Origin of the sequence: Tsukamurella pulmonis, assembly GCF_900103175.1 — a bacterium.
Lineage (GTDB): Bacteria > Actinomycetota > Actinomycetes > Mycobacteriales > Mycobacteriaceae > Tsukamurella > Tsukamurella pulmonis.
On record NZ_FNLF01000002.1, the window covers coordinates 4,618,823 to 4,643,206 of the forward strand.

Here is a 24,384-nt window from a genome sequence, read left to right on the forward strand (position 1 = left end):
CAGCCGCGGGAGGGGCGTGTCAGCCGGAGAAGGTTACAGTCCCTCAGTTTCGCGCGAGTCTACGGGAAGCTCGGGCGGATCAGCGGGCAAGCCCTGCTGCACGCGCAGCACCTTGATGAGCTCGTTGACCATGTTCACCGAGTCGGGCGAGAGACCGGCCAGGCGGAACGCGGCCATCTGCACCTTGGTGTCGGCCTGCAGCCGCATGAGGTGGATCTGGTCACGGGTGCGCTGGGCGGCCTCGTCCTCGAGGAAGTAGTGCACGTCCACACCGAAAGCGGCGGAGATGCCCTCGACGGTGCGGAAGGACGGCGACTTCGCCTTGCCCGAGCGCAGCTGGCTCAGGTAGGACTCGCCCAGGCGGAAGCCCAGGGCGGTCGACCGCTGCGCGATCGCCTTCGCGGTGAACGCACGGCCGTTCGGGCCGGGCACCGTGCGGAACAGCTCCTCGAGACGACTGGCGAACAGACCCTGACCCACCAGGGCGTCGCTGTCGTACTTACTACCTGTATCCACTTTGTGCCATCCCTCTCTATCACCGGCACGATCTTCCGTTTGCAAACGCACAATGTTGTGTGTCTACAAGCTTCGATCACACTATAGCGCACTTCACCATGGAACACGACTGCTTCGTGATCGACTATCAATCTCGCGCGCGCATACGGTATTCTTACCTACAGTCGTGTCAGAAGCTCGGAAGGGGTGTGTTGTGTCTCGCCCGACCCATCTCTCCCGACGCCTGCGTGCCGTCTGCGTGACCGCGCTCGCGGTCGGTGTCATCGGGTCCGCGCCCGCGTGGGCGACCCCGGATTCGACGGACGGCTCCGGCTCCGATTCCTCCTCGTCGCAGGACGCGAGCACGGGTTCCGGCGACTCGGACTCCAGCTCCAGCTCCAGCTCCAGCTCCAGCTCCAGCTCCAGCGAGCGTAGCTCCCGCTCGTCCGATGCGACGTCGTCGGCCTCGCAGGAGGATGACGACACGAACCGGAGCAGCCACGACGAGGACAAGAGCGACGGCCTCGGCACGCGCGGCGACGACTCCACCGACGGCACCGACAAACCCGGCAAGAACGAGAACGACGACGAGACCAAGCCCGGCGAGGACGAGACCGGCGCGACCAAGCCCGACAAGGGCAAGGACGACGGCAAGGACCACAGCCACGGCGGTGGACTAGTCGGCATCATCGACAGCCTCTTCGGCAACGGATCGGGCGGCTCCGGCGGCTCGAGCGGCGGCGGTGGCACCACCGGCGGTGCGCCCCTCCCCTCCTCGTCCGGCAGCAGCGGCTCGACGGGCACCTCCACGGGTTCCACCGGCTCGGGCGGCGCCGCCGTGTCCACCGGCAGCGGTGTCCGCACCGGCAATCCGCTCCCCGAGACGCTGGACAGCGGCAAGGACCCCCGCCCGGAGCGTCCCGCCGCGCCCGCCGGCACCTCGGCCGGGCCGGCCGCGGCGCCCGCAGCCCCCGCGGCCGCGGCTCCGGCCGTCGTCGCGCCGCTCGCCCTCCCGCCCCTCGTGATGGGCCCCGCCGTCCCGGCGGCGCCGGCGGCGAAGCCCGCCCCGAAGCCCGGCGCCCCGGCGCCCGCGCAGCCGGCCCCGAGCTCGTCGACCGACAAGGACGACCGCGCTCCCGGAGAGAAGAGCAGCGGCACCGAGGGCGAGACCACCGTCTTCGCGGCGGCGTACACCTCCGCGCAGCGCGTCGCGCCCGTCGCGGCGGAGACGGCCCGTCAGCTCTCGCCCGCGATGATCGCCATCCTCGGCGGCGTCGCCCTGCTGGGGAGTGGCAGCTTCGCCGACGCCCTGCGTCGCGCGCACCTGCGCCAGGCGCAGGCCTGATCCCCGCCCCGGGCGGCGGCCCCATCCCGGCCGCCGGACCCGACTAGGCCTCCACCACCGGGAGATCCAGCACGCGATCACTCGACATGAACGCGCGCAGCGCGGCGGTCGCCTTCACGTCGTCCTCGTTGTACTCGAGGATCCGCTGCCGCTGCGTCGCCCGCTCGGCGTCCGGGAATCCCGCGTCGATGCCGACGCCCACGCGGTACCAGAGCATCGACGCCTCGCCACCGGCTTCGGCGTCGCGCCAATGGAATCCGGCGACGGGGGCCACCTTCTTCAGGCCGCGCCCCTCGAGCGAGAGGAAGGCGTCGCCCACGGCGTCGAACATGTCGACCCATTCCGGCGACGCGATGAACTCCTCCACGGCCCGCCGCGCGGGGATGCCGGGCTCGCCCGCGAAGCGGTCCGCGGAGGCGAGCAGCCACTTGTTCTCGGCGTTCTGCGAGTAGCAGTACGCGGCGAAGGTCTTCCCGGCGGCGTGCGCCTCCGCGCGACGGTCCATGAGGAAGGCCCAGAACTCGGCGAAGGAGCGGGCCTCGTCGCGCGTGGGCACGGGATCCCAGGTGACGAACGGCCGGTAGCCCAGCTCCACGCCGTCGCGCCGCAGCCACGTGCCCCACAGGTACGCGCCGTACTCCTGATAGCTCTCCATGTCGACGTCCACCTCGACGTCGGCCCGGCGCACCGTCACCTCGGGCCGGCGGCGGATCAGCACGTGGCCGTCGCGCCAGGCGCGCGCCATGGCCCGCAGGTCCGCGATGGCGACGGGCACGTCCTCGGGCTGGGGCCCGGCGTACTCGGCGAGCTGGTCGACGGTGACGATCCCCGCCTCCCGCAGCCCGGGCGCCGAACGGCCGTCGGCCACCAGGCTCACATCCCGCGCCAGGCTCAGGGTCTGGGCGCACTGCGGCCACCAGGGGCACCGTCGGCACTCCGCGACGCGCACGGGCTCCGTCGGCGCGGTGCCGGCGAGCACGGCCCGACGGTCCGCGAACCGCTCGTCGTAGGCGGGCAGGAGCGGACCGACCTCCTGGACGACGATGCGCGCACCGTCGACCCCGATGCTCCCGCCGAGCAGCGTGCGCGAGGCGTGCCCCGCGTCCTGCAGCATGCGAGTCAGGTGTGCCAGGCGCATCTGGTCGCCGCGGTGCTGGCGCGCGCGGACCGTCTCGTCCTCGTGCGGCTCCCAGCGCTCGAGCGGGGACGTGAGCGCCCCGGAGCCGGGGTCGCAGGTCTTGTGGTTGACGACGATGACGGGGATGTAGCCGTCCGCGAGGCGGATCAGCAGCTCGCTGTGGCCGCGGCGGTCGTGCGCGGTGGGCAGCACGGCGTTCCAGATGCGATCGGCGCCGTTCTCCATCGCGGCGAGGGTGCGGCGCACGGCGCCCTCCCCCGGCTCGATGATCGTCAGCCCGGGGAGGCGGTCACGGATGGACGCGCGGAACACGGCCGCCGCCTCGACCCGCAGCTCCATGCCGGGATCCGGCTCGCCCTGCGGGGCGCGCGTCTCCAGTGCCAGACGGTGCCGGCATCCGGTGAGCGACCGCGCGCTCACCGGATTCGTCGTCGTTGCCTCGTCGATGTTCACTTCACTAGCAGTATGGCGGGCGGCACCGACAACCTGCGGAGCCGCGCTGTGCAATGCTGTACCGGACGGCAGTACTGACCTACAAGGACGTGCACTGATGGGTTTGTTCGGCAAGAAGACGAAGTCCTCCCGCGCGGAACGTCGCGCGCAGGCCAAGGCGCTCAAGTCCAAGGGACGCCTCGAGGCGAAGCTCGCCGCCAAGAACGCGGATCGCGACGCCAAGCGCGTCGTGAAGAGCGCGTCGAAGAGCGAGCGCAAGGCCCTCAAGGCCGATCTGCAGCGCTCGAAGATCGTGGCGAAGGCGCAGGGCAAGGCCGATGCGGCCAACCTGAAGATCGCCGAGACGAACGCCCGCGCGGCCGTCGAGGGCAAGCTGCTCTCCGAGGCACGGCTCAAGCGCTACCTCTCCACCGCGCGCCTGCTGGCGCCCGTCGTGGTGCCGATCGCGTACCGGGCGGCGCAGGCCGGCCGCAACCAGCTGGACGCCGCGAAGGCCTCGCGCCTCGGCGTGCCGGTCGACGAGGTCGCGGCGTTCGCCGGGTACGGCGGCGGCCTCTCGGCCCGCGTCGCGGCGGCCCGCCGCTCGCTGGATCAGCTGGTGACCACGCACCCCGATGCGGAGACCAAGTCCTTCACCACCGCGGTCGCGCAGCGCCTCGACGATCTGAGCACCGCGATCACCGCGTCCGAGTCGATGCCTCCCGCGCGGCGCCGCCCGGCGCACCAGGCCATCGCCCGCGAGCTGGACGGCATCGACGCCGACCTGCTCAACCGCCTCGGCGTCAGCTCCTAGCCGGTTCCGCGCGGCGGCTCACCGCTGCCGCGCGGAGGCGTCGGAGACCTGCTCCGGGCAGGACGATCCGTTCCGGAGTTCGTAGTGCCACACCTCGTTCGCGTAGGTGCGGCACAGCCCGAACCGCTCCGAGTAGCGGTCCATCCAGTACGCGGCGTCCGTCGGCCCGACGTCGACGGCATCGCCCGTGACGTGCTCCGACTCCGCGGGACTCGCCACCAGCCGCGCCGCGGCCTCCGCACCGTCGCGCCGCACCGCGTCGTCGTAGAGGAACTGCTGGTACCGCTGCGAGCGCCAGCCCGAGGTCAGGTGCATCGCCACCCCCTCGCTCTCGGCGGCCCGCGCCGCCCTGCGAATCGCCTTCCGCAGCCGGGGATCGAGGTTCGTCACCGCCGGCACGTCCGCGTCGACGGCGACGTGGTCCACCACCAGGCCGTCCGCCTCCCCCAACTGCCCGACCGTGCCCGGACCGGTGCCGCCCGGGAGCCCCGGGATCGTCTGTGAGCATGCGGCGAGCACCGCCACCGCAGCCACCACTGCGGTCAGTGCCGCAACCGATTTCGTGAGTACATGAGCCATGGGCTCACGATGGGCCGCGCACGTCGCCGTACCGTCGCCGACGGTCCGCCGTACCGTCGCAGTCGTGCCTCAAGGACGCGGCGACTCACCAGGTCAGCGCGAGCTCTCCGCCCTCCGGGAGTGCGGCCCACGCCGGGGCGAATTCGTCGTAGCGCGCGAAGATCCGCGTCAGCAGTGCGGGATCGATCGCGGCGTCCTCGCGGGCGCCGGGCCAGGCCGCGTCGGGCGGGCGGTGACCGCGCTCGACCTCCCACAGCGCAGCGGTCAGGGACGCCAGGTACTCCGAGCGCGCCATGTCCGCCGATTGGGCGGCGGTGGGCTGCCGCTTCCGGCGCGAGGCCTTCCGTCGCTCGGCGGGGTCGGCGGGCCAGAACAGCCCGTCGAGTCCGTTCGCGTCGGCGAGCCGCCCGAACACCCCACCGCGCAGCCCCGCCTCGACCTCGACGATGAGGTGCGCGGCGTCGTGCGGCACCGGCGGCCGGCCGCCCGGCCCACCGCGCGGCGCCAGTTCCGGGCCCTTCGCGCGACTGATCCGCACGTCGTACCCGTTCCGGCGCTTGACGAACGTGATCTCCATGCCGTCCAGGGTCCGGCGATCACGCTCCCGTCGCAACCGAATTCCGGAGCACCGGCCCCACACGGCGATGGCCCCCTCCGTGCGGAGGGGGCCAACGCCGTGTACCGGACTACCGGCCGATCAGCTTGAGCGCCTTGATCGCCGAGGGCACGACGTTGAGGAAGACGTTGCGCGGCACGCCCTTGATGCCGCCGATGCCGATGATGCGCTGCTCCGCGATGGTCTTCGACTCGCAGTACTTGAGCAGGCCCTCGGTGCCGTGGCGACGGCCGACGCCCGAGATGCCCATGCCGCCCATCGGGGCCGCGGTGGAGCCCCAGGCGGCGGCGTAGCCCTCGTTGATGTTGACGGTGCCGGCGTTGATCCGCTCGGCGATCGCCTGCGCCTGCTTCGTGGTGCCCGCGAAAACCGAAGCGTTGAGGCCGTACTCGGTGTCGTTGGCCTTCTCCACGGCCTCGTCGACCGAGTCGACGGGGTAGATCGCGACGAGCGGGCCGAAGGTCTCCGACTTGAAGCAGACGGCCTCCTCCGGCACGTCCTTGAGCACCGTCGGCTCGTAGAAGAACGGGCCGAGGTCGGGGCGGGCCTTGCCGCCGGCGAGCACCGTCGCGCCCTTGGCGACGGCGTCGTCGACATGGGCGGCGACGGTGTCGATCTGCGACTTCGACGCGAGCGAGCCCATCTCGTTCTCGAAGTCGTAGCCGGCGCCCAGCGCGAGGTTCGCGGTGCGCTCGGCGAAGGCGCGGGCGAACTCGTCGGCGATCTCCCGCTCGACGTAGATCCGCTCGATCGAGATGCACAGCTGGCCCGAGTTGGAGAACGCGGCGCGGGCGGCACCGTCGGCCGTGTGCGCGATGTCGGCGTCCTTGGTGACCACCATCGGGTTCTTGCCGCCCAGCTCGGCGGAGAAGCCGATGAGGCGCTTGCCGCACTGCTCGGCAAGGGTGGCGCCGGTCGCGGAGGAGCCGGTGAACATGAGGTAGTCGGCCCGCTCGACGATGGCGGTGCCCACGACGCCGCCGGGGCCGGGGACCACGGCGAACAGGTCGCGCGGCAGGCCCGCGCGGTAGAGCAGTTCGATGGCGGCGAGCGCGCAGTACGGGGTCTGCGAATCGGGCTTGAGCACGACGGCGTTGCCGGCCGCGAGCGCCGCGATGCCGTCCGAGACGGCGAGGGTGATCGGGTAGTTCCACGGCGCGATCACGCCGACCACGCCCTTGGGCTGGTAGCGCACGCGGGTCTTGGTGAACACGGGGAGCATGCCGTCGGTGTTCTTCTCCGCCAGGATCTTCGGCGCGTTCTTGCCGTACCAGCGGGCCGTCATCGCGACGTCCAGCGCCTCCTCCTGCGCGTACTGACGGGCCTTGCCGGTCTCCAGCTGCACCATGTCCATGAGCTCGGCACGGTGATCGCCCACCAGATCGGCGAACTTGAGCAGCACGGCCGCGCGCTCCTTGGCGCTGCGGGCCGCCCACTGCTGCTGCGCGCGGCGGGCGCGCTCGAAGGCCTTCTCCACGTCCTCGGCGGTGCCGACGGGGATGGTCGTGACCTTCGTCCCCGAGAACGCCTCGAGGACGTCGCGCGTCTCGCGCTGTTCGGGGTGGTCGATCGCCGCGAGGGCGCGAAGACGGTCGAACGTGGCCTGGGTAGGTGCTGGCATGACGCCAGGTTACCCGCTTGTTGACGACGCCTCAATAGTGCTCGATACCGTACGGCTCGGAGAATCGGCGGATTTCTGCGCGGGGCCGGATATATCCGTCCTGAGCTGGTATTCCGCGGATTCTCCGAGGCATTCCTCCACAGGTGAGGTTATGTAACTTCTTTTCTCCACAGGCGGCCTCCCGACGGGCCGGCCGGCGGGTCCGGCCCGCGGAGGATGCGTGCATGCACACCATCGAGATCCTCGAGACCCTGGCCGGGGCGAACGGCGGCATCGTCTCGCGCCGGGCTGCGCTGGCGGCCGGCGCCCGTGCCGCGGAGATCGAGCGGCTGCGCCACACCGGGGACATCGTGGCGGTGCGGCGCGGCTGGTACCGGTTGCCCGGTGCCGACGCGGTGGTCGTCGCGGCCGTCCGCGCCGGCGCCGTGCTCACGTGCGTCTCGGCGTTGCCGTACCACCCCGGCGTGTGGGTGCCGCCGCAGCGCCGCCGTGTCCACCTGCGGCGGGCGCGCCATCTGCGGACCCCCGCACACCGGGACTGCGACGCGGCGCATCCGATGCGCTCGCCGATCCGCGCCGTCGACTCCCTCCCCGACGCCCTCCGGTGCGCCGCCCACTGCCTCGACCCGGCCGCCTTCGTCGCGGTGCTCGATTCGACGCTGCGGCGCGAGCACGAGCGCTACACCGTCGACGATCTCCGGGTGATCTTCGACGGCGCCTCCCAGCGCGTCGTCCGGCTGCTGGACTTCGTGGATCCGCTGGCCGGTTCGGGGACGGAGTCGCTGGTCCGGTTCCACCTGCAGTACGCGCGGATCAAGGTCCGCAGCCAGGTCGTCCTCCCCGGCATCGGCCGCGTGGATCTGCTGGTCGGCGACCGGCTGATCATCGAGTGCGACAGCACCGCGCACCACACGGGCCCGCAGCGGCTGGAGGACAACCGCCGCGACCGCGCCGCGACCCGGGGCGGCTACCTCGTGCTGCGCATCGACTACTCGGAGGTGATCGGTGACTGGCCGACGATCTTCGCCGAGATCCTCGAGATCGTCCGCAGCGGCCGGCACCGCGGGCCCGTGCTCCTCGGAGAATCCGCCGATCTCGCGGTGGCGCCGGATATATCCATCGCCACCTAGAAATCGGCCGATTCCCCGAGGCCGATACCCTGGCAGCCATGAGCGACGTGCAGTTCACCCCCACCGCGGACCTGGTCGACGAGATCGGCCCCGACGTGCGCAGCTGTGACACGCAGTTCCGCCAGTTCGGCGGTCGCAAACAGTTCGCCGGACCGGTCGTCACGGTCAAGTGCTTCCAGGACAACGCGCTGCTGAAGTCGATCCTGGGCGAGCCGGGCGAGGGCCGCGTGCTGGTCATCGACGGTTCCGACGCCGAGGGCGTGCCCTCGCTGCACACCGCCCTGGTCGGCGACCTCATCGCCGAGCTCGGTCGTGGCAACGGCTGGGCCGGCATCGTCGCGTACGGCGCCGTCCGCGACGCCGCGGTGATCGGCACCCTCGACATCGGCGTGAAGGCGCTGGGTACCAACCCGCGCAAGTCCACCAAGACCGGCGAGGGCCAGCGCGACGTGCCGCTCACCTTCGGCGGCATCACCTTCCAGCCGGGCGACGTTCTGTTCAGCGACGACGACGGCATCGTGCTCCGATGACGCGCATCGCCTCCGGCGCCGACCCCCTGCATCGCCGCGACGGCATCGTCCTGCGGTAACCCCGTGTGGAGCACCCGGGAGGTCGCGGAGCTGGCGGGCACGAGTCTGCGCACCGTCCGCCACTACCACGACGTCGGGCTGCTCGACGAGCCCGTGCGACGCTCCAACGGCTACAAGGCCTACGGGGTCGAGCACCTCGTGCGGCTGGTCTGGATCCGCCGCATGACGGGCCTGGGCTTCAGCCTCGCGCAGATCGCCGCAATGGACGCCGACGGTGTCGACGACGCCGCGGCCGAGCAGCTCGACGCGAAGCTGGTCGCGGATATCGAACGGCTGCAACGGGTCCGGGAGGAGCTAGCGGCGCTGCGCAGCTCCACGGCGCCGTCGGACCTGCCGCCCGGGCTGTCCGCGGCCGCCACGGCGCACGGTCTCTCCCCCGCCGACCGCAAGTTCAGTGTGGTGCTCGCCCAGCTGGTGGGCCCGGCGAAGGCCGAGGAGTACGCGCGCATGCTCACCGCGCACCCGCGCACCGCCGCCGGTGACGATTTCGACCGGCTCCCCGCCGACGCCGACGACGCCGTCATCGCCGACGTGGCGGCGCGCCTCGTCCCCGACGTGCTGCGGCAGGTGAGCGAGTTCCCCGAGCTCGGCATCTGGTCCGAGGGGGGCGGGCACGATCAGGTGACGGCGCAGCGCGTCATCCTCGCGACGCTGGCGGAGCTGTACAACCCGGCGCAACTGCACGTGCTGGGGCGGGTCGCCGTCGCGGCCGCCGAGGCCCGCTGATTCACCGCGCGACGCGCGCCGACCGCCCGAAGACCTCCACCACGTCCCCGACGGCGAGCTGCCGGCCGCGCCGGACGTCCACCTCGCCGTTCACCGTGACCTCGCCCTCGGCGATCACCGCCTTGGCCTCGGCGCCGGAGTCGATGAGGCCCGCCAGCTTGAGGAACTGCCCCAGCCGGATCACCTCGTCGTTGATGGTCACGTCGATCGCCTCACTCACGCCCCTCATCATGCCCGACTATCCTCACCGGTGTGCTGCTCGAACTCGCGGGTATCCGCACTCACGTCGTGGTCGACGCGGCGACCGGCCCGGTCTCCGGCCCGCCGGTCGTGCTCAACTCCGGCCTGGCCGGGAACTGGTTCGACTGGGACGCCGTGACCGAGCTGCTCACGCCGAGCCGCACCGTCGTCCGGGTGGACCGGCCCGGGTACGGCCTCTCCGATCCCTGGCCCGACGGTGCCGTCCCCACCCTCGACTCCGAGGTCACCCGGCTGCGGGAGTTGCTGGACGCGTTGGAGTTCACGTCGGCGGTGATGGTCGGGCACTCCATGGCGAGCTTCTACGTGGAGGCGTTCGCCCGCGAAACACCGGATCGGACAGCGGCTTCCGTCCTGCTCGACGGCAGCGTCGAGCTCGCGCCGCGCTGGGTGCTCCCGGGCGATCTGCGCGACACCGCGCTGCTGCTCTCCGCGGACGCGGCGGCCGCGGTGCGCATGAACCTCTTCGGCCCGCTGGTGCACCGGATGCTGGGCGCGGGTCCGCCTCCCGCCGAGTACGCGGAGATCCTGAAGTCGGAGGCCTACTTCCGGGCCGCCTTCCTGGAGAACGGGCGCTACCCGGTGCTGGCGCACGAGCTGGCGGATCTCCGGGAGCGGACGCCCCTACCGGACGCGCCCTGGACGGTGGCGGCGGCCTTCGCCGGCAGCCGCACGCCGTGGGCGACGCGGTGGCTCGCGCAGCAGGAGGAGCTGGCCGAGCTGCTGCACGCGCGCTACGCGGTGATCGCGCCGAGCGGGCACCAGGCCATGGTCGATCAGCCCGCGCAGGTCGCGGCGCTGATCCTGGACGCGACTAGCCCGCGCGGAGGGTCCGCAGATCCGAGGCCGTGACGAGGCGCTCGCCGTCCTCGGTGAGCATCCGCGTGAGGCGGCGATTCCGCAGTCGGGAGATCGCCTTCGAGCCCAGCAGGGTGGTGCGACGGTGCAGCTTCACGACGGTCTCCGGTGCGATCTCAATGCGGAACAAGTGGTTACAGATACTGTATTCCTTCCCGTCGCCGCGGTCCACCGTTATCGCCCGTCGCGTGTCGCGCCTCACATCCGGGTTCGGGCGAGCAGCCTCGTACGCTGCGGCTACGCTGTGGTGGTTCGCGTCCGCTTTGCGTACTCACATCCTCCAAGGAGAACCGTGTCCGATCTCGACGATCTGATCAAGTCCATCCCGCTCGCCGATATCGCGGCCCAGCTCGGCGTCTCGGAGGACGTCGCCTCGGAGGCCGTCAACCAGACGGTGCCGACCCTGCTGGCCGGCCTGCAGGCGCAGGACACCGCCGAGCCGAAGCCGCAGCTCATCGATGCCGCCGACAACGGCGACGGCCAGCAGATCGTGGCCAACCTGTTCGGCGAGAAGACCGACGACGTGGCCGCCGCTGCCGCCGCGCCGCTGTCCTCGGGCGTCACCGACGGCCTGGTCAAGCAGCTGCTCCCGATCCTCGCGCCCATCGTGATCAGCTTCGTCATGAAGAAGCTCACCAGCGGCGGCGCGGCCGCACCGCAGCAGGAGCAGGCCCCGGCCCCGCAGCAGCAGGGCGGCGACGTGCTGGGCAGCATCCTGGGCAACATGCTCGGCGGCGGCAACCAGCAGGCCGGTGGCGGCGCCGCCGGCAACGTGATCGGCAGCATCCTGGGCGGCCTGCTCAAGGGCAAGTAGCCCCGCTCGACGACGAAAGGCCGGCTCCCGCGAGGGAGCCGGCCTTTCTCGTCCGACGGTGCCGCCGGGTTACCGCTGCGGGGCGGTGGTGGGGACGATCGGCGCGGGCAGCGCGGTGTCGCCCATGAGGAACCGGTCGACGGCGGCCGCGGCGCTGCGGCCCTCCGCGATCGCCCATACGATGAGCGACTGGCCGCGGCCCGCGTCGCCGGCCACGAAGACGCCGGGCACGGTCGACTGGAAGTCGTCGCCGCGCGCGACGTTGCCGCGCTCGCTGTACTCGACGCCGAGCTTGTCGAGCAGGTCGTCGCGCTGCGGGCCGACGAAGCCCATGGCGAGGAGCACCAGGTCGGCCTCGAGGGTGAAGTCGGTGCCCTCGACCTTCTCGAACTTGCCGCCGTCCATCTTGACCTCGTAGGCCTTGAGGCCGGTGACCTTGCCGTCCTCGCCGATGAACTCCTCGGTGCTCACGGAGAAGACGCGCTCGCCGCCCTCCTCGTGGGCCGAGCTGATCCGGTACATGAGCGGGTAGGTCGGCCACGGGGTCGACTCGGCGCGCTCACGCGGCGGCGTCGGCATGATCTCGAACTGATGCACGCTGGCCGCGCCCTGGCGCAGCGAGGTGCCCAGGCAGTCGGCGCCGGTGTCGCCGCCGCCGATGATGACGACCTTCTTGTCCTTGGCGTGCAGCGGCGGCAGGCCGTTCTCGTCGACGACGTCGTCGCCGACCGCGGCGCGGTTGGCCCAGGGCAGGAACTCCATCGCCTGGTGGATGCCGTCCAGCTCGCGGCCGGGGATCGGCAGGTCGCGCCAGACGGTCGCGCCGTTGGCGAGCACGACGGCGTCGAAGTCCTCGCGGAGCTGCTCGACGGTCACGTCGACGCCTACGTTGACGCCGGTCTTGAAGACGGTGCCCTCGGCGTTCATCTGGGCGAGGCGACGGTCGATGTGCCGCTTCTCCATCTTGAACTCGGGGATGCCGTAGCGGAGCAGGCCGCCGATGCGGTCGGCGCGCTCGAAGACGGTCACGGTGTGGCCGCCGCGGGTGAGCTGCTGCGCCGCAGCGAGGCCGGCCGGGCCCGAGCCGACGACGGCGATCTTCTTGCCGGTCAGCTTGGTCGGGTGCTGCGGCGAGACCCAGCCCTCGTCGAAGGCCTTGTCGATGAGCTCGACCTCGACCTGCTTGATGGTGACGGGGTCCTGGTTGATGCCGAGGACGCAGGAGGCCTCGCACGGCGCGGGGCACAGCCGCCCGGTGAACTCCGGGAAGTTGTTCGTCGCGTGCAGCCGCTCGATGCCGTCGTGCCAGCGGTCCTTGTACGCCAGCGTGTTCCACTCAGGGATCAGGTTCCCCAGCGGGCAGCCGTTGTGGCAGAACGGGATACCGCAGTCCATGCACCGGGAGGCCTGCTTGCGCAGGGTCGTCCCGTCGAAGGGCTTGTAGACCTCGTTCCAGTCCAGGAGCCGCAGCGGGACCGGCCGGCGGACCGGCAGCTCGCGCGAGTTGTTCTTCAGAAAGCCTTGCGGATCAGCCACGAGCGGCCTCCATCACTGCGTCGTCGATGTTGCGGCCGTCGAGTTCGGCGCGCTTGATGGCGGTGAGGACGCGCTTGTAGTCGCGCGGCATCACCTTGGCGAAGAGCTGGCGCTCCCGCGGCCAGTTGGCCAGCACGCGCTCCGCGACCGCGGAACCCGTGTAGTCGTAGTGCTTCGTCACGGCGCTGTGAACGAACTCGAGATCGGACTCGTCGAGCGATTCCAGTTCCACCAGCTCGGTGTTGAGGTCGCGCTCGAACCGGCCATCGGCGTTGTAGACGTAGGCGACGCCGCCGGACATGCCGGCGCCGAAGTTGCGGCCCGTGTCGCCGAGGACGACGACGCGGCCACCGGTCATGTACTCGCAGCCGTGATCGCCCACGCCCTCGACCACCGCGAGGGCACCGGAGTTGCGCACCGCGAACCGCTCGCCCGCCTTGCCGTTGAGGTACACCTCGCCGGCGGTGGCGCCGAACAGGATCACGTTGCCGGCGATGATGTTCTCGCCCGCGACGAACTCCTCCGGCGCGTTGCGCGCCGGCCGGACGATGATCTTGCCGCCGGAGAGGCCCTTGCCCACGAAGTCGTTGGCGTCGCCCTCGAGGCGCAGCGTGATGCCCTTCGGCACGAACGCGCCGAAGCTGTTGCCCGCGCTGCCCTTGAAGGTGATGTCGATGGTGTCCTCGGGCAGGCCGTCGGCGCCGTGCGCCTTGGTCACCTCGTGGCCGAGCATCGTGCCCACGGTGCGGTTGACGTTCGAGATCGGCGTCTCGATGCTCACCGGCGCGCCGGTGTCCACGGCCACCCGCGCCTGCGAGATCAGCTGCTGGTCCAGGGCCTTCTCGAGGCCGTGGTCCTGCGGCTGGCTGCAGAACGGGTCCTGCTTCATGAACGGCGAGTCGACCTGCGCCAGGATCGGCGAGAGATCGAGCTTGCCCGCCTTCGCGCCGGACCAGTGGGCCTGCGCGTCGGTGGTGTCGAGGATCTGCGACTGGCCGACGGCCTCCTGCAGGGTGCGGAAGCCCAGCTCGGCGAGCAGCTCACGCACCTCCTCGGCGATGTAGAGGAAGAAGTTCTCCACGAACTCGGGCTTGCCGGTGAACCGGCGGCGCAGCACGGGGTTCTGGGTCGCGACGCCCACCGGGCAGGTGTCCAGGTGGCACACGCGCATCATGATGCAGCCGGAGACCACGAGCGGCGCGGTCGCGAAACCGAACTCCTCGCCGCCGAGCAGCGCGGCCACGATGACGTCGCGGCCGGTCTTGAGCTGACCGTCGACCTGCACCACGATCCGGTCGCGCAGACCGTTGAGCAGCAGCGTCTGCTGGGTCTCGGCGAGTCCGATCTCCCAGGGCGCGCCCGCGTGCTTGACCGAGGTCAGCGGGGTGGCGCCGGTGCCGCCGTCGTGGCCCGAGATGAGGACCACGTCGGCGTGCGCCTTGGAGACGCCCGCGGCGACGGTGCCCACGCCGAGCTCCGAGACGAGTTTCACGTGAATCCGCGCCTGCGGGTTCGCGTTCTTCAGGTCGTGGATCAGCTGCGCGAGATCCTCGATCGAGTAGATGTCGTGGTGCGGCGGCGGCGAGATGAGGCCGACGCCCGGCGTCGATCCACGGACCTCGGCGACCCATGGGTACACCTTGTGCGGGGGCAGCTGGCCGCCCTCGCCCGGCTTGGCACCCTGCGCCATCTTGATCTGGATGTCGGTGCAGTTGCTCAGGTAGTGCGAGGTCACACCGAACCGGCCCGAGGCGACCTGCTTGATCGCCGAGCGGCGGAAGTCGCCGTTCTCGTCGGGCGTGAAACGACGCGGATCCTCGCCGCCCTCACCGGAGTTCGAGCGACCGCCGAGGCGGTTCATGGCGATGGCCAGCGTCTCGTGCGCCTCGGCGGAGATCGAGCCGTAGCTCATCGCGCCGGTCGAGAAGCGCTTGACGATCTCGCTGGCGGGCTCCACCTCGTCGATGGAGATCGACGGGCGATCGCTGACGAACCGGAACAGGCCGCGCAGCGAGGCGAGCCGCGCGCTCTGGTCGTCGACGAGCTTCGTGTACTCCTTGAACACCTTGTACTGCCCGGTGCGCGTGGCGTGCTGGAGCTTGAAGACGGTGTCCGGGTTGAACAGGTGGTACTCGCCCTCGCGGCGCCACTGGTACTCGCCGCCCACCTCGAGCTCGCGGTGCGCCAGCTCCTCGGGGCGGTCGTTCATGGCGCGCTTGTGCCGCGCGGCGACGTCGGCGGCGATCTCGTCGAGGCCGATGCCGTCGAGCTGGCTCTGCAGGCCGGTGAAGAACTCGTCGACGACGTCCTGCGCGAGGCCGATGACCTGGAACAGCTGCGCGCCGGTGTACGAGGCGAGCGTGGAGATGCCCATCTTGGACATCACCTTGAGCACGCCCTTGCCGGCGGCCTTGACGTAGTTGGCGTTGAGCTTCTCCAGCGGGGTGCCGTTGAGCTCGCCGCGCAGGTGCATGTCCTCGATGGTGGCGAAGGCCATGTACGGGTTGACCGCGGCGGCGCCGCAGCCGATGAGCGCGGCCATGTGGTGCACCTCGCGGGCGTCGCCGGACTCGACGATGAGCCCGACCTTGGTGCGGGTGCGCTCGCGCACCAGGTGGTGGTGCACGGCGGCGGTGAGCAGCAGCGACGGGATCGGCGCGAGCAGCCGGTCGGAGTTGCGGTCCGACAGCACGATCAGGCGGGCGCCGCCGGCGATGGCCTCGGAGACCTGGGTGCGCACGGTGTCGAGCGCCTCGCGCAGGCCCTTGCCGCCCTCGGCGACGTGGTACAGGCCCGGGATCACCACGGAGCGGAACTCGGGCAGGGTGCCGTCGTCGTTGACCTTGACCAGCTTCTGCAGCTCGTCGTTGTTGAGGATCGGCTGCTCGAGGTGGATCTGGCGGCAGCTGATGGCCGACGGGTTGAGCAGGTCGGACTCGCTGCCGATGGTGCCGCCGAGCGCGGTGACGATCTCCTCGCGGATGGCGTCGAGCGGCGGGTTGGTCACCTGCGCGAAGAGCTGCTGGAAGTAGTCGAACAGCAGGCGCGGGCGCAGCGAGAGCACGGCGACGGGGGTGTCGGTGCCCATGGAGCCGATCGCCTCGGCGCCGGTCTTCGCCATCGGGGTGAGCAGGATGTCCAGCTCTTCGGTGGTGTAGCCGAACATCTGCTGCCGCTGGGTGACCCGGTCGTGCGCCATCACGGTGTGCGGGCGGTCCGGCAGGTCCTTCAGGCGCAGCAGGCCCTCGTCGAGCCACTCCTGGTACGGCTCGGCCGCAGCGAGCTCGCCCTTGATCTCCTCGTCGGAGACGATGCGGCCCTGGGCGGTGTCCACGAGGAACATGCGGCCCGGCTGCAGGCGGGTCTTGTAGACCACCTCGGAGTGGTCGATGTCGAGCACGCCCACCTCGGAACCGAGGACGACGAGGCCGTCCTTGGTGACCCAGATGCGCGACGGGCGCAGGCCGTTGCGGTCCAGCACGGCGCCGATGACGGTGCCGTCGGTGAAGCACACCGAGGCCGGTCCGTCCCACGGCTCCATGAGCGAGGAGTGGTACTCGTAGAACGCCCGGCGGGCCGGGTCCATGTCCTGGTGCCGCTCCCACGCCTCGGGGATCATCATCAGCACGGCGTGCGGCAGGCTGCGGCCGCCGAGGTGCAGCAGCTCGAGCACCTCGTCGAAGCGCGCGGTGTCCGAGCCGCCCTCGGTGCAGATCGGGAAGATCTTGTCGACGGCGTCCTCGCCGAACGCCGAGACGTCGAGCAGCGCCTCGCGGGCGCGCATCCAGTTCTCGTTGCCGTTGACGGTGTTGATCTCACCGTTGTGGGCGACGCGGCGGTACGGGTGCGCGAGCGGCCAGCTCGGGAAGGTGTTGGTGGAGAAGCGCGAGTGCACCAGGCCCAGAGCCGATTCCACCCGCTCGTCCTGCAGGTCCACGAAGAAGCCGCGCAGCTGCGGCGTGGTCAGCATGCCCTTGTAGACGAAGGTCTGGCCGGACAGCGACGGGAAGTACACCGACTCCTGGCCCTGCGAGCCCGCGCCGGCACCGTCGGTGCCGAGCTCGCGCTCGACCCGCTTGCGGATCACGAAGCAGCGGCGCTCGAGGTCCATGCCGGAGAGCGGCGCACCGTCGGAATCCGTTCCGGCGATGAAGACCTGGCGCATGGTGGGCATGGCGTCGCGGGCGAGCGCGCCCAGCGAGCCGTCGTCGGTGGGCTGATCGCGCCAGCCGAGGACCGTCAGGCCCTCCTCGGCGACGATGCGCTCGACGCCCTCGGCGGCCTTGGTCGCCTCGGCGGCGGCCTGCGGGAGGAAGGCGATGCCGGTGGCGTAGGCGCCCTGGTGCGGCAGCTCGAAGTCGACGACCTCGCGGAAGAAGCGGTCCGGGACCTGGATCAGGATGCCCGCGCCGTCACCGGTGTTGGGCTCGGCGCCCGCCGCACCGCGGTGCTCGAGGTTGACCAGGGCGGTGATGGCCTTCTCGACGATGTCCCGGGACTTGCGTCCGTGCATGTCCACCACGAAGGCGACGCCACAGGCGTCGTGCTCGTTCGCGGGGTGGTACAGACCCTGGGGGCCCGGGGGGACGAATCGGCTCATCGAATACCTGCCTTAGACGCAGCGCCTCACGGCGGAACGGGTTCTTCAAGGTTCGGTGATCGGGGACGGCAGATCACCTCAGGCATCGTTGGCTGTACCGAAAACTGTAGTTTCCCCACCTCGGATCACCAAATGAAAGGTGAACCTTACCGGCGGTGACCTGCGACGATGCCGCGGACCGGTCTCGACGGCCGTGCGTTTCGGCTAGGTTTCCAGGACGTGACCGGAAGCGATCAGAACGGGCTGCTGGCGGTGGGGCCGGGCCTCGCCGTCGCCCTCGTCGCGCTCGCCCTCACGGGCGCGGCCGTGGCCTGGCTCGGCCGCACCGGGTACGGACCCGCGATCCTCGGCGCCACGGCGCGGGCGGTGGTGCAGCTGGCGGTGCTCGGGATGGCGCTGAGCCTGATCGTGCGCAGCCTGTGGTTCACCGCGGTGTTCGTACTCGTCATGGGCGCGACGGCCGGGTGGACGGCGGCGCGGCGCATCGTGGGCCGGCGACCGCGCGGCGCCGAGCTCGCGGCGACGACGGCCGTGGTCGCCGGACCGGCCGCCGTGCTCGCCGTGGCGCTCATCGCCACCGGCGTGCTGCCCGCCCGCGGCATCGCCGTGATCCCGGTGGCGGGCAGCGCGATCGGCGCGGCGATGGCCGGCGCGGGTCTGGCCGGCAAGCGCGCGCTGGAGGAGCTGGCGGCGCGCCGGGGTGAGCTGGAGGCGGGCCTCGCGCTCGGCCTCGACCCGGTGCTCGTGCGGCTGGAGCTGGCGCGCGACGCCGCCGCGACGGCCCTGCTCCCGGCGCTGGACCAGACGCGCACCGTCGGGCTGGTGACCATTCCCGGCGCGTTCGTGGGCATGGTGCTCGGCGGCGCCTCGCCGCTGGCGGCGGCGATCATGCAGCTCTACGTGCTGCTCGCCATCCTGTGCGTCACGCCGATCGCGATCGTGGCGGTCACCCGGCTGGCCGCGGCCGGACGCTACGAGACCGGCCCCCGGAACTACTGACCGCGGACGGCGGCACGCCGACGGAGCCTCGGTGCGTTTCTGCGACCGAGCACCGGCGTGTCGTCACCGACACGCATCGAGGATCAGCGGGCGCCGATGGCGTCCAGCTCGGCGACGGCGTCGTCCGGGAGTTCCAGCGCGGCGCCGGCGATGTTCTCGCGCAGGTGCGCGATCGACGACGTGCCCGGGATCAGCAGGATGTTCGGCGAGCGCTGCAGCAGCCAGGCGAGGGCGACGGCCATCGGGGTGGCGCCGAGCCGGGTCGCGACGGCGTTCAGCGCGTCCGACTGCAGCGGGCTGAAGCCGCCGAGCGGGAAGTACGGCACGTACGCGATGCCCTGCGCCGCCAGCGAATCCACCAGCTCGTCGTCGACGCGGTGAGCGATGTTGTAGAAGTTCTGCACGCACGCCACGGGCGCGATCGACTGCGCCTCGGCGACCTGCTCGGCGGTCACGGTGCTCACCCCCAGGTGCCGGATCAGGCCCTGCTGCTGCAGCTCGGCGAGCACGGTGAAGGGCTCGGCGATCGAGCCGGGGCTGGGGGTGTCGAAGTCGCCGACCCGCAGGTTCACCACGTCGATCACGTCGAGACCGAGGCGCTCGAGGTTCTCGTCCACGGCGCGGCGCAGGTCGTCGGGCTCGAGGGCCGGCGGCCAGCCGCCGGTGTCGTCGCGCCGGGCGCCGACCTTCGTGACGATGCGCAGCGACTCCGGATACGGGTGCAGCGCCTCGCGGATGATCTCGTTGGTGACGAAGGGGCCGTAGTAGTCGCTGGTGTCGATGTGCGTGATGCCGAGCGCGATCACCTCGCGCAGTACGGCGATCGCCGCATCGCGGTCGGCGGGCGGGCCGAAGACGTGCGGGCCCGCGAGCTGCATCGCGCCGTAGCCGAACCGGGTGACCGTCAGGTCGCCGCCGAGCTCGAACGTGCCGCCGGGCGGGGTGGGTGCGGTCATGGGAGAACTCCTTCGTGCGGGAACGGGCGTGCGCCGCATCCAGTATCGCGCCCCGGCCGCCGCGCGGCGCGGCGACGGTCCGCCCCGTCCGCGATGCCCGAATACGGCCCCGGGTTCAGTGCCCGTGCTTCTCCAGCCGGACCTGGCGCCAGCGCTCCATCAGCTCGGGGAGTTCGGTGATCATGAACTCGAAGAAGTCGCGCATGACCGTCAGGCGCTCCGCGGCCGGCCCCCCGGCCGGCAGTTCCTCGATCCCCTCGGTCGCCACGTCGCGCCAGCGCTCGAGGATCGGGTTGCGCGCGGCGAAGGCCTCGTACCAGATGTCGTCGCCGAGCGTGATCAGGCTGTGCCGCGACCCCGGAACGTGCGTGCGGCGGATCATGCTCGTCTGCTCGAGGTACCGCACGGCGCCCGACACGGCCCCCGCGGAGACCTGCAGCTTCTCGGCGATCTGCGACGGCGTGAGCGCCGCCTCCGGCGAGGTCAGCACTGCGGCGAAGACGCGGGAGGCCATGCGCTGCATGCCCGCATCCACGAACGCGGCTGCCATGTTCTCCACGAAGTCCGGCGCATCCATGCAGGTCACCATAGCCAGAATTCGGACACTTCACAAATTTGTGAAACGGGTATAGCGTCATCGCCATGACAACCGACGTCATCCGCGTCGAGGGCCTCACCAAGACCTTCGGCAGCGCACACGCACTCAACGGACTCGATCTGCACGTGGCCCCGGGCGAGGTACACGCCTTCCTCGGCCCCAACGGCGCCGGTAAGTCCACCACCATCCGCGTCCTGCTCGGTCTGCTCCGCAAGACATCGGGCACCGTCGAACTGCTCGGCGGCGATCCGTGGGCCCAGGCGCCCGAACTGCACCGCCGCCTCGCCTACGTCCCCGGCGATGTGACCCTGTGGCCCAACCTCTCCGGCGGCGAGATCATCGACCTCATGGGCCGCCTGCGGGGCGGCCTCGACGAGGCGCGCCGGGCGGAACTCATCGAGCGGTTCGCCCTCGACCCCGCCAAGAAGGCGCGCACCTACAGCAAGGGCAACCGGCAGAAGGTCGCGCTCGTCGCCGCCTTCGCCGCCCGCGCCGAGCTCATGATCCTCGACGAGCCGACCTCCGGCCTCGACCCGCTCATGGAGGAGGTGTTCACGCAGTGCCTCGCCGAGGCGAAGGCCGAGGGCACCTCGATCCTGCTCTCCAGCCACATCCTCTCCGAGGTGGACCGCGTCGCCGACACCGTCACCATCATCAAGGACGGGGCCACCGTCGAGACCGGCTCGCTGGACTCGCTGCGGCACCTCTCGCGCACCCGCGTGGAGGCGACGCTCTCGCGCGCCGTCGATCTCGCGAACAGCCCGGGCGTGCACGATCTGCAGGCCGACGGTGACCGGCTCTCGTTCAGCGTCGAGGCCTCCGAGCTCGGCCGGGTGCTCACCGAGCTCGCCGCCGCCGGCCCCACGTCGCTGACCAGCCGCCCGCCCACGCTGGAGGAGCTGTTCCTGCGGCACTACGACACCGCGGGGGCCGCGCGATGACCGGCCTCGGCGCCACCCTCCGGCTCGTGCTGCGGCGCGACCGGATCCAGTTGGTGGTGTGGCTGCTGCTCTACGTGGCCATGGCCGCCTCCGCCTACTCCACCGCGAAGACCAACTACGCCGACCCGGCGGCGCTGGAGTCCGCGGCCCGTGCCGCGAGCGAGAACCCCTCTCTCGTCGCACTGTTCGGCCCCGTCTACGCAGCCACCACCGGCGCCGTGGGCATGATCAAGATGGTCGTCATGATGGCGGCCGCGCTCGGTCTGCTCACCGGCCTGCTGGTGATCCGACACACCCGCGCCGACGAGGAATCGGGTCGCCGGGAGATGTTGGGCGCCTCCGCGATCGACCGCACCGCTCCCCCGCTCGCGGCGCTCATCGAGTCGACGGTGCTCAGCCTCGCGATCGGCGTGCTGAGCGCGCTCGTGCTGGTCGGCATGGGCGCGGAAACCAAGGGCAGCATGCTCTTCGGCGCACTGTGGGCCTTCACCGGCATCGTCTTCGCCGCCTTCGCACTGCTGTGCGCCCAGGTCACCGAGGGGGCGCGCGCCGCCCGCGGCCTGTTCGCCGTGGGCCTCGGCGCGGCCTACCTGCTCCGCGCCGCCGGCGACGTCTCGTCGATCCGCAGCGACGGCACGCCCGCCGAGCCCGGCTGGGCGTCGTGGCTCTCGCCCCTCGGCTGGGCGCAGCAGATCCGCCCGTACGCCGGCGACCGCGCCTGGCCGATCCTGTTGCTGCTCGTGGCGGCGGCGGTGCTCACGGTCGCCGCGCTGCGCATCGCCGCGCAGCGCGACCTCGGAGCCGGCCTCATCCCCGTCGGGCGCGGCCGCGAGCGCGGCAGCGCCCTGCTCGGGTCGGCGGAGGCGCTCACCTGGCGGCTGCACCGCGGCCAGCTGATCGGCTGGAGCATCGGCATGCTGGCGGTGGGCCTGGCCTTCGGCGGCATGGGCAGCGCGATCGATTCGCTCGCCGGCAACGCCGGCACCCGCGAGATGCTCGAGCGGCTCGGCGGCTCCGGTTCGAGCCTGCTCGACATCTTCTTCGGTGCCGAGTTCTCGATCATGGGCCTCGCCGTCGCGGCGCTGGGCATCTCCATCGTCAACACCGCCTGCTCCGAGGAGACCTCGGGCCACGCGGAGTACCTGCTCTCGGGCCCCGTGCCGCGCCTGCGCTGGTACGTCTCGCATCTCACCGCCGCCGTGATCGCGACGGGACTGGTGAGTCTCGCTCTGGGCGTGGGCGTCTCGCTCACCGCGGGGCGCCAGCTGATCGTGCCCGCGCTCGCCGCCCTGCCCGCGGTGTGGGTGATCACCGCGATCGCCGCCCTCGCGGGCGCGATCTCGGCCCGCTGGGCCTCCGTCGGCTGGGTGGTCCTCGCGCTGTGCGTGATGACCATGGTCGCCGACGTGCTGGGTCTGCCCGACTGGGTCGCCGACGCCTCGCCCTTCAAGCACGTCGCGACGCAGCCCGGGGCGACGGTCTTCACTGCCGCCACGCTCGTCCTGCTCGTGATCGCCGCCGCGGGCCTGATCGCGGCCGCGTTCTCGGAGTCCCGCCGGGACCTCGCGGCCTGACGGTCCGCGTCCGTCGCGTCCGGAGAACGAGCGTTCCGGGTGCGGCGGACGGGCCCGGTCGCGACCGGCGGCGACCGCCCGCGATCAAGCTGCGCATCCGCGGTTCGAGCACCCTCCCTTCGGGTTATGCTTGCGCAAAAGTCGGCGACAACAGGTGGGCGTGGAGACATGGCGATCGTGAACAAGGGGTTCGGCCAGCGGCGGAGGGTCGATCCGTCCCTCCCGCCCGGACAGCGTCTGGCCTACGACTGGCCCGTCCTCTCGGTCGGACCCACCCCGCAGGTGAGCACCGACCGGTGGAGCCTGACCATCATCACCGAGACGGGTGAGAAGCACAGCTGGGACTGGCAGGGCCTGCAGGACCTCGGGGTCGAGGACATCACCACCGACATCCACTGCGTGACCCACTGGAGCAAGCTCCAGATGCCGTGGCGCGGTGTTCCTCTCGATGCGCTGTTCGCCGACATCGAGACGACGAACGACTACGTGATGGCCCACTCGTACGACGGCTACACCACCAACCTCGCGCTCGACGAGCTGCTCGACGGCCAGGCCTGGATCGCCACCGAGGCCGAGGGCGCGCCACTCGATCCCGAGCACGGCGGCCCCGCCCGGCTGCTGGTGCCGCACCTGTACTTCTGGAAGAGCGCCAAGTGGGTGCGCACCCTGCAGCTGATGGACGACAACGACCCCGGCTTCTGGGAGCAGAACGGCTACCACCTCCACGGTGATCCGTTCCTCGAGGAGCGCTACGCATGAGCGCACCGTCGAACACCGTGCGCCGCACGAAGCCGCCCCACGCCGGCTGGCACCGCGCCCGCCTCGTCGAGGCCCGTCCCGAATCGGCCACCTCCCGGCGGCTGGTCTTCGACGTGCCCACCTGGCCCGGCAACGACGCGGGCGCCCATGCCGACCTGCGGCTCACGGCGCCGGACGGCTACCAGGCCACCCGCTCGTACTCGCTCGCGTCCTACGGCCCGCAGCGGCGGGTCGTGCTGGCCGTCGCCGAGGTCCCGGACGGCGAGGTCTCGCCGTACCTCGTGCAGGACCTCGCCGTGGGCGACGAGGTCCAGATCCAGGGCCCGCTGGGCCGCTACTTCATCTGGCGCCCGGACAAGCACGAGGGCCCGGTGCAGCTGATCGCCGGCGGCTCCGGGGTGGTTCCCCTGTTCCCGATGGCCGAGGCCAACGAGCAAGCGGAGAACCCGAACCCCGTACGCCTGCTGTACTCGGTGCGGACGGCGCAGGACGTGATGTTCGACGCCGAGCTGCAGGCCCTGCAGCACACCGACGTCCGAGTGATCCACACCCGCGAGGACACGGCCGAGCGGCCCGCGGGGCGGCTGACCCAGGACGAGTTCGCCGAGCTCGTCGTGCCCCCGGCGGAATCGAGTGCCCTCTACATCTGCGGCCCGACGGTCTTCGTCGAGACCGTCGCGAACTGGGCCACGAGCCTCGGCTACCCGGCGCAGTCGATCCGTACCGAACGATTCGGAGGCAAGTGACGTGGTAACAGCACTCGATGGCAATGTCGCGACCGGCCCGCTGGCCGAGGTCTTCGGTATCGACGTCTCGGCCGCGCTGGCCGAATGCGCCGAATGCGCGAAAACGGACCCGTTCTGCGTCGCGGTGGTCTACGCCTCGCCGATGGGCATGGTGATCCGGTGCCGTTCCTGCGGTGCGGTGCTGACCGTGCTCGTCCAGCGGGAGGGCACCTGGCGGTGCCGCTTGACCGGCGTCGCCGCGCTCACCCTCCGCTAGGCC

24 protein-coding genes are annotated in these 24,384 nt (G+C 71.3%); 13 read left to right on the forward strand and 11 right to left on the reverse strand.

Annotated features, from left to right (window positions below; translation table 11 throughout):
• Nucleotides 1-33: 33 nt before the first annotated feature.
• Nucleotides 34-516 (reverse strand): helix-turn-helix transcriptional regulator, encoded by a 483-nt coding sequence (locus tag BLQ62_RS22630; protein ID WP_068532018.1) that lies wholly within the window; start codon nt 514-516, stop codon nt 34-36.
• Nucleotides 517-709: 193 nt separating this feature from the next.
• On the opposite strand from BLQ62_RS22630, the gene BLQ62_RS22635 reads away from it, so the two are divergent.
• Nucleotides 710-1,840, forward strand: coding sequence for a hypothetical protein (locus BLQ62_RS22635; RefSeq protein WP_139184290.1), 1,131 nt, complete (start codon nt 710-712; stop codon nt 1,838-1,840).
• Nucleotides 1,841-1,883: 43 nt separating this feature from the next.
• Here the strand turns inward: BLQ62_RS22635 and BLQ62_RS22640 are convergent, their stop codons facing one another.
• A complete protein-coding gene (locus BLQ62_RS22640) occupies nt 1,884-3,431 on the reverse strand; it encodes a TM0106 family RecB-like putative nuclease (protein WP_231857513.1) in 1,548 nt (515 codons plus the stop codon).
• Nucleotides 3,432-3,528: 97 nt separating this feature from the next.
• Here BLQ62_RS22640 and BLQ62_RS22645 point away from each other — a divergent pair, with 97 nt between their 5' ends.
• A complete protein-coding gene (locus BLQ62_RS22645) occupies nt 3,529-4,224 on the forward strand; it encodes a DUF6474 family protein (RefSeq protein WP_068532012.1) in 696 nt (231 codons plus the stop codon).
• Between the two features lie 18 nt (nt 4,225-4,242).
• On the opposite strand, the gene BLQ62_RS22650 is transcribed toward BLQ62_RS22645, so the two are convergent.
• The 3 genes from BLQ62_RS22650 to BLQ62_RS22660 form a co-directional block, all read right to left on the reverse strand.
• Entirely contained in the window at nt 4,243-4,803 is a 561-nt protein-coding gene (locus BLQ62_RS22650) for a M15 family metallopeptidase (RefSeq protein WP_068563850.1), read from the reverse strand.
• Nucleotides 4,804-4,888: 85 nt separating this feature from the next.
• On the reverse strand, nt 4,889-5,380 hold the full coding sequence (locus tag BLQ62_RS22655; protein ID WP_115391303.1) for a hypothetical protein: 492 nt from the start codon (nt 5,378-5,380) through the stop codon (nt 4,889-4,891).
• 109 nt (nt 5,381-5,489) lie between these two features.
• Nucleotides 5,490-7,040 (reverse strand): succinic semialdehyde dehydrogenase, encoded by a 1,551-nt coding sequence (locus tag BLQ62_RS22660; RefSeq protein WP_068532007.1) that lies wholly within the window; start codon nt 7,038-7,040, stop codon nt 5,490-5,492.
• 224 nt (nt 7,041-7,264) lie between these two features.
• On the opposite strand from BLQ62_RS22660, the gene BLQ62_RS22665 reads away from it, so the two are divergent.
• From BLQ62_RS22665 to BLQ62_RS22675, 3 genes are all read left to right on the forward strand, one after another.
• Entirely contained in the window at nt 7,265-8,170 is a 906-nt protein-coding gene (locus BLQ62_RS22665) for an endonuclease domain-containing protein (RefSeq protein WP_068563848.1), read from the forward strand.
• Between the two features lie 38 nt (nt 8,171-8,208).
• Nucleotides 8,209-8,700 (forward strand): ribonuclease E activity regulator RraA, encoded by a 492-nt coding sequence (rraA, locus tag BLQ62_RS22670; protein WP_068563845.1) that lies wholly within the window; start codon nt 8,209-8,211, stop codon nt 8,698-8,700.
• Between the two features lie 63 nt (nt 8,701-8,763).
• Complete coding sequence (locus BLQ62_RS22675) at nt 8,764-9,486, forward strand: MerR family transcriptional regulator (RefSeq protein ID WP_068563843.1); 723 nt, start codon at nt 8,764-8,766, stop codon at nt 9,484-9,486.
• Nucleotide 9,487: 1 nt separating this feature from the next.
• On the opposite strand, the gene BLQ62_RS22680 is transcribed toward BLQ62_RS22675, so the two are convergent.
• Nucleotides 9,488-9,715, reverse strand: a complete 228-nt coding sequence (locus tag BLQ62_RS22680) for an RNA-binding S4 domain-containing protein (RefSeq protein ID WP_068564625.1) — start codon at nt 9,713-9,715, stop codon at nt 9,488-9,490.
• Nucleotides 9,716-9,738: 23 nt separating this feature from the next.
• On the opposite strand from BLQ62_RS22680, the gene BLQ62_RS22685 reads away from it, so the two are divergent.
• Complete coding sequence (locus BLQ62_RS22685; RefSeq protein WP_068563841.1) at nt 9,739-10,596, forward strand: alpha/beta fold hydrolase; 858 nt, start codon at nt 9,739-9,741, stop codon at nt 10,594-10,596.
• Here BLQ62_RS22685 and BLQ62_RS23955 read toward each other — a convergent pair.
• Nucleotides 10,559-10,732 carry a hypothetical protein gene (locus tag BLQ62_RS23955; RefSeq protein WP_156483170.1) on the reverse strand — a complete coding sequence of 58 codons (174 nt, stop codon included), beginning with the start codon at nt 10,730-10,732 and terminating at the stop codon, nt 10,559-10,561. The two genes, BLQ62_RS22685 and BLQ62_RS23955, sit on opposite strands and share 38 nt — an antisense overlap.
• 162 nt (nt 10,733-10,894) lie before the next feature.
• Here BLQ62_RS23955 and BLQ62_RS22695 point away from each other — a divergent pair, with 162 nt between their 5' ends.
• Nucleotides 10,895-11,416 (forward strand): DUF937 domain-containing protein, encoded by a 522-nt coding sequence (locus BLQ62_RS22695; RefSeq protein WP_068531995.1) that lies wholly within the window; start codon nt 10,895-10,897, stop codon nt 11,414-11,416.
• Nucleotides 11,417-11,485: 69 nt separating this feature from the next.
• Here the strand turns inward: BLQ62_RS22695 and BLQ62_RS22700 are convergent, their stop codons facing one another.
• The gene (locus BLQ62_RS22700) at nt 11,486-12,952 is read right to left on the reverse strand and encodes a glutamate synthase subunit beta (protein WP_068531993.1); all 1,467 of its coding nucleotides are present in this window, start codon (nt 12,950-12,952) and stop codon (nt 11,486-11,488) included.
• The gene (gene gltB, locus BLQ62_RS22705; protein ID WP_068531991.1) at nt 12,945-17,552 is read right to left on the reverse strand and encodes a glutamate synthase large subunit; all 4,608 of its coding nucleotides are present in this window, start codon (nt 17,550-17,552) and stop codon (nt 12,945-12,947) included. Before gltB ends, BLQ62_RS22700 begins: the two co-directional genes overlap by 8 nt.
• Before the next feature lie 219 nt (nt 17,553-17,771).
• Here gltB and BLQ62_RS22710 point away from each other — a divergent pair, with 219 nt between their 5' ends.
• The gene (locus BLQ62_RS22710) at nt 17,772-18,551 is read left to right on the forward strand and encodes an ABC transporter permease (RefSeq protein WP_068563839.1); all 780 of its coding nucleotides are present in this window, start codon (nt 17,772-17,774) and stop codon (nt 18,549-18,551) included.
• A gap of 83 nt (nt 18,552-18,634) precedes the next feature.
• Here the strand turns inward: BLQ62_RS22710 and BLQ62_RS22715 are convergent, their stop codons facing one another.
• Nucleotides 18,635-19,507 (reverse strand): aldo/keto reductase family oxidoreductase, encoded by an 873-nt coding sequence (locus BLQ62_RS22715; protein ID WP_068563836.1) that lies wholly within the window; start codon nt 19,505-19,507, stop codon nt 18,635-18,637.
• A 115-nt stretch (nt 19,508-19,622) separates the two neighbouring features.
• A complete protein-coding gene (locus tag BLQ62_RS22720; protein ID WP_197467272.1) occupies nt 19,623-20,084 on the reverse strand; it encodes a GbsR/MarR family transcriptional regulator in 462 nt (153 codons plus the stop codon).
• A gap of 65 nt (nt 20,085-20,149) precedes the next feature.
• Between BLQ62_RS22720 and BLQ62_RS22725 the strand changes: the two genes are divergently transcribed.
• The 5 genes from BLQ62_RS22725 to BLQ62_RS22745 all read left to right on the forward strand — a co-directional run bounded on the left by BLQ62_RS22725 (nt 20,150) and on the right by BLQ62_RS22745 (nt 24,381).
• Complete coding sequence (locus BLQ62_RS22725; protein WP_068531983.1) at nt 20,150-21,046, forward strand: ABC transporter ATP-binding protein; 897 nt, start codon at nt 20,150-20,152, stop codon at nt 21,044-21,046.
• Nucleotides 21,043-22,620 (forward strand): ABC transporter permease, encoded by a 1,578-nt coding sequence (locus BLQ62_RS22730; protein ID WP_068563832.1) that lies wholly within the window; start codon nt 21,043-21,045, stop codon nt 22,618-22,620. The genes BLQ62_RS22725 and BLQ62_RS22730 overlap by 4 nt, the downstream gene beginning before the upstream one ends.
• Nucleotides 22,621-22,788: 168 nt before the next feature.
• A complete protein-coding gene (locus tag BLQ62_RS22735; RefSeq protein ID WP_068531980.1) occupies nt 22,789-23,379 on the forward strand; it encodes a molybdopterin-dependent oxidoreductase in 591 nt (196 codons plus the stop codon).
• Nucleotides 23,376-24,125: an FAD-binding oxidoreductase gene (locus tag BLQ62_RS22740; RefSeq protein WP_068531979.1), complete on the forward strand. Its 750-nt coding sequence runs from the start codon at nt 23,376-23,378 to the stop codon at nt 24,123-24,125. The genes BLQ62_RS22735 and BLQ62_RS22740 overlap by 4 nt, the downstream gene beginning before the upstream one ends.
• Before the next feature lies 1 nt (nt 24,126).
• Complete coding sequence (locus BLQ62_RS22745) at nt 24,127-24,381, forward strand: DUF6510 family protein (protein ID WP_068531977.1); 255 nt, start codon at nt 24,127-24,129, stop codon at nt 24,379-24,381.
• Nucleotides 24,382-24,384: the final 3 nt, after the last annotated feature.

Bases quoted from the DNA above. Each gene is read 5' to 3' on its own strand.
- BLQ62_RS22730 (WP_068563832.1), top strand. From the start codon at position 21,043: ATGACCGGCCTCGGCGCCACCCTCCGGCTCGTGCTGCGGCGCGACCGG.
- BLQ62_RS22725 (WP_068531983.1), top strand. From the start codon at position 20,150: ATGACAACCGACGTCATCCGCGTCGAGGGCCTCACCAAGACCTTCGGC.
- BLQ62_RS22715 (WP_068563836.1), bottom strand. From the start codon at position 19,507: ATGACCGCACCCACCCCGCCCGGCGGCACGTTCGAGCTCGGCGGCGAC.
- BLQ62_RS22650 (WP_068563850.1), bottom strand. From the start codon at position 4,803: ATGGCTCATGTACTCACGAAATCGGTTGCGGCACTGACCGCAGTGGTG.
- BLQ62_RS22735 (WP_068531980.1), top strand. From the start codon at position 22,789: ATGGCGATCGTGAACAAGGGGTTCGGCCAGCGGCGGAGGGTCGATCCG.
- BLQ62_RS22655 (WP_115391303.1), bottom strand. From the start codon at position 5,380: ATGGAGATCACGTTCGTCAAGCGCCGGAACGGGTACGACGTGCGGATC.
- BLQ62_RS22720 (WP_197467272.1), bottom strand. From the start codon at position 20,084: ATGGATGCGCCGGACTTCGTGGAGAACATGGCAGCCGCGTTCGTGGAT.
- BLQ62_RS22665 (WP_068563848.1), top strand. From the start codon at position 7,265: ATGCACACCATCGAGATCCTCGAGACCCTGGCCGGGGCGAACGGCGGC.
- gltB (WP_068531991.1), bottom strand. From the start codon at position 17,552: ATGAGCCGATTCGTCCCCCCGGGCCCCCAGGGTCTGTACCACCCCGCG.
- BLQ62_RS22660 (WP_068532007.1), bottom strand. From the start codon at position 7,040: ATGCCAGCACCTACCCAGGCCACGTTCGACCGTCTTCGCGCCCTCGCG.
- BLQ62_RS22680 (WP_068564625.1), bottom strand. From the start codon at position 9,715: ATGAGGGGCGTGAGTGAGGCGATCGACGTGACCATCAACGACGAGGTG.
- BLQ62_RS22740 (WP_068531979.1), top strand. From the start codon at position 23,376: ATGAGCGCACCGTCGAACACCGTGCGCCGCACGAAGCCGCCCCACGCC.
- rraA (WP_068563845.1), top strand. From the start codon at position 8,209: ATGAGCGACGTGCAGTTCACCCCCACCGCGGACCTGGTCGACGAGATC.
- BLQ62_RS22645 (WP_068532012.1), top strand. From the start codon at position 3,529: ATGGGTTTGTTCGGCAAGAAGACGAAGTCCTCCCGCGCGGAACGTCGC.